The organism is Flavobacterium sp. (assembly GCF_046153165.1).
Classification (GTDB): domain Bacteria; phylum Bacteroidota; class Bacteroidia; order Flavobacteriales; family Flavobacteriaceae; genus Flavobacterium.
The window spans coordinates 1-3423 of record NZ_JBJXEN010000048.1 but is presented as its reverse complement, the minus strand read 5'-3'; the positions used below and the strand labels follow the sequence as shown (position 1 = coordinate 3423).

4 protein-coding genes are annotated in these 3423 nt (G+C 34.5%); all 4 read right to left on the bottom strand.

Annotated elements, in window-relative coordinates:
• On the bottom strand, nucleotides 1-250 hold a 250-nt coding region (gene rplT, locus ACKVOV_RS05700; protein ID WP_409205798.1), incomplete at its 3' end, for a 50S ribosomal protein L20.
• Nucleotides 251-379: 129 nt separating this feature from the next.
• Complete coding sequence (gene rpmI / locus ACKVOV_RS05695) at nucleotides 380-577, bottom strand: 50S ribosomal protein L35 (RefSeq protein WP_022827375.1); 198 nt, start codon at nucleotides 575-577, stop codon at nucleotides 380-382.
• Nucleotides 578-682: 105 nt separating this feature from the next.
• A complete protein-coding gene (infC, locus tag ACKVOV_RS05690; protein ID WP_071948519.1) occupies nucleotides 683-1231 on the bottom strand; it encodes a translation initiation factor IF-3 in 549 nt (182 codons plus the stop codon).
• Nucleotides 1232-1253: 22 nt separating this feature from the next.
• Complete coding sequence (gene thrS, locus ACKVOV_RS05685; protein WP_409205797.1) at nucleotides 1254-3200, bottom strand: threonine--tRNA ligase; 1947 nt, start codon at nucleotides 3198-3200, stop codon at nucleotides 1254-1256.
• Nucleotides 3201-3423: the final 223 nt, after the last annotated feature.

The window sequence follows — 3423 nt, the reverse complement described above, 5'->3', positions numbered from 1 at the left end:
TAACTTTACCCATGAATTGAGAATAAGACATTCCTTCTAATCTAGCTCCAGCGTTGATACGTTGAATCCATAAAGCACGGAAATTTCTTTTATTTACTTTTCTGTCACGGTAAGCGTAGCACATTGCTTTCTCAACCGCGTTTTTTGCAACTGTCCAAACGTTTTTACGACGACCAAAGAAACCTTTGGCTTGCTTCATTATCTTTTTTCTTCTTGCTCTTTTAGCAACTGAATTTACTGATCTTGGCATAATTTTAATGTTTTTTTGTAGTAAGGCGACCTGAATTTAATCGAAGGTACTTAATGGCCCACTCCAAGGTTATTTTAAATAATTTTAACCTAAAGAATTATTTTTGTAATTGACAATTGAAATTGTCGATTAGATAATTCTTAATTGTTGTTTGATGCTTTTCATATCTGTTTTGTGAACTAGCGCTGAGTGTGTCAAAGCTAATTTACGTTTTTTAGATTTTTTAGTCAAAATATGACTTTTAAAAGCGTGTTTTCTTTTAATCTTTCCAGAACCAGTAACTTTAAATCGTTTCTTGGCACTAGATTTGGTTTTCATTTTAGGCATTTTTCCTAGTTTTTTAATTTATTCTTACTTACTATCTTTAAGTGAAAGCTATAAGAAATAGTCATCAGTTTTAAAACTTTTGTCTAATCCTTAAATTTGCTAATACTATTTTTTCTTCTTTGGAGCAATAAACATAATCATTCTTTTTCCTTCCAGAACTGGCATAGCTTCTACTTTACCATGTTCTTCAAGATCAGTAGCTAGTCTTAATAATAAGATTTGCCCTTGATCTTTATAGATAATCGAACGACCTTTAAAGAATACAAATGCTTTTAGTTTAGAACCTTCTTTAAGGAACTTCTCTGCATTTTTTCTTTTAAATTCATAATCATGCTCATCTGTTTGAGGACCAAAACGAATTTCTTTAACTACAATTTGAGTAGATTTAGCTTTTAGCTCTTTTTCACGTTTCTTCTGCATGTAAACGAACTTTTTATAGTCCATTATTTTACATACAGGAGGCTCTGCGTTTGGAGAAATTTCAACTAGATCTAATTCTAATTGGTCGGCAAGTTTCATTGCTTCCGAAGTTTTTATAACTCCAGGCTCAACATTCTCTCCTACAAGACGTACTTCTGGAACACGAATAAAGTTGTTTATTCTATGTTCGTCTTTTTTTTCTACTCGAGGCTGGTAACCTCTACTGTTTCTAATTGCTATGGCTCTTAATTTTTAGTTAAACTTCAAATGTTTTTAATGTTTTGCTTATTTCATCGTTTACAATTCTAGCAAATTCTTCTATTGTAACCGTAATATTTCCTTTTCCTTCTTGTCCATGACGACGTATAGAAATGGTGTTGTTCTTCTCTTCTTCCTCGCCTACAATCAACATAAACGGGGTTTTTTGCATTTCTGCATCTCTAATTTTTCTTCCAATCGACTCATTTCTGTTGTCAATTAGGGCGCGAATTTCGTGATTTTCTAGCAGATTTAAAACTTTTTTCGCATATATTTCATATTTATCACTCAAACACAAGATTGTAGCCTGTTCTGGCATTAACCAAAGTGGGAAATTTCCTGCTGTATGTTCTAATAAAATAGCGATAAAACGTTCCATACTTCCAAATGGAGCTCTATGAATCATAACAGGTCTATGTAACTGATCGTCTGAACCTTTGTATGTTAATTCGAAACGTTCAGGTAAGTTATAATCTACCTGAATAGTTCCTAATTGCCAGCTTCTTCCTAAAGCATCTTTGACCATAAAGTCTAGCTTTGGTCCGTAAAAAGCGGCTTCACCATATTCTACAACAGTATTTAAATTCTTATCTCGTGCTGCATTAATAATAGCATTTTCAGCCTTTTCCCAGTTTTCATCACTACCTATATATTTATCCCTGTTTTCTTTATCTCGTAATGAAATTTGAGCTGTAAAATTTTCAAATCCTAAAGATCCAAATACATATAATACTAGGTCAATTACTTTTTTGAATTCTTCGTCCAATTGATCTGGTGTACAAAAAATATGTGCATCATCTTGAGTAAAGCCACGAACACGTGTTAAACCGTGTAATTCGCCACTTTGTTCGTATCTGTAAACAGTTCCAAATTCTGCGTAACGCTTTGGTAAATCTTTATAAGACCAAGGTCTAACATTGTATATTTCACAGTGATGAGGACAGTTCATAGGTTTCAATAAGAATTCCTCACCTTCAGCAGGAGTTGTAATCGGCTGAAAACTATCTGCTCCATATTTAGCATAATGTCCAGAAGTAACATACAATTCTTTCTGACCAATATGTGGTGTAACCACTTGCTCGTAACCACCTTTTTTCTGAGCCTTTTTCAAAAATTGCTCTAAACGATCACGCAAAGCAGCTCCTTTAGGTAACCACAAAGGCAATCCTTGTCCCACTTTTTGGGAAAAAGCGAATAATTCTAATTCTTTTCCTAATTTTCTGTGATCACGGCGTTTTGCTTCCTCAAGTAGTTCTAAATAATCAGTCAAATCCTTTTGTTTCGGAAACGAAGTTCCGTAAACTCGAGTCAATTGCTTGTTTTTCTCATCACCACGCCAGTAAGCACCAGCTATACTCATGATTTTTACAGCCTTAATAATTCCAGTATTCGGAATATGTCCGCCACGACACAAATCGGTAAAAGTAGCGTGATCACAAAAAGTGATTGTACCATCTTCAAGATTTGTAATTAGTTCAGTTTTGTATTCATTGTCTTTGTATAGTTCCAGAGCATCCGCTTTTGTTACAGGACGCAATTTAAACTCATGCTTTTCTTTCGAAATCTCTAAAATACGATTCTCAATATTTTTAAAATCAGCTTCCACAATTTTAGCATCACCAAAATCTACATCATAATAAAATCCATTATCAATCGCAGGACCAAGAGTTAATTTCAAGCCTGGGTACATTTCCTCTAATACTTGTGCCATGACATGTGAAGTCGAATGCCAAAAAGCCTTCTTACCATCTTTATCATTCCAAGTATATAAAACAAGCGAACCATCCGTAGTCAATTTCGTCGAAGTTTCCACCGTATTGTTATTAAAAGCTGCCGAAATCACGTTTCTAGCTAAACCTTCACTAATACTTTTTGCAACATCCATAGGAGTTACGCCATTCTCAAACTCTTTAATCGAACCATCAGGTAATGTAATCTTAATCATCATTATAATTTTGTGAATGCAAATATAACAGTTTCGCAAAAGACATACAATATATATAAGGTATGTTTTTCTATTTTTTATTTTATGGTGTGTCCTTTCGCGAAAAGGTAGGTCGGTCACCCGAGGCTGAAAGCCGAACTGGCGAAGCAATTCGCTTCAAGTCCTCGCACTTCCTTTGTCAGGCTGTGGGTTTTCCACTACTATCCCTCACGCGGGAGTCTCT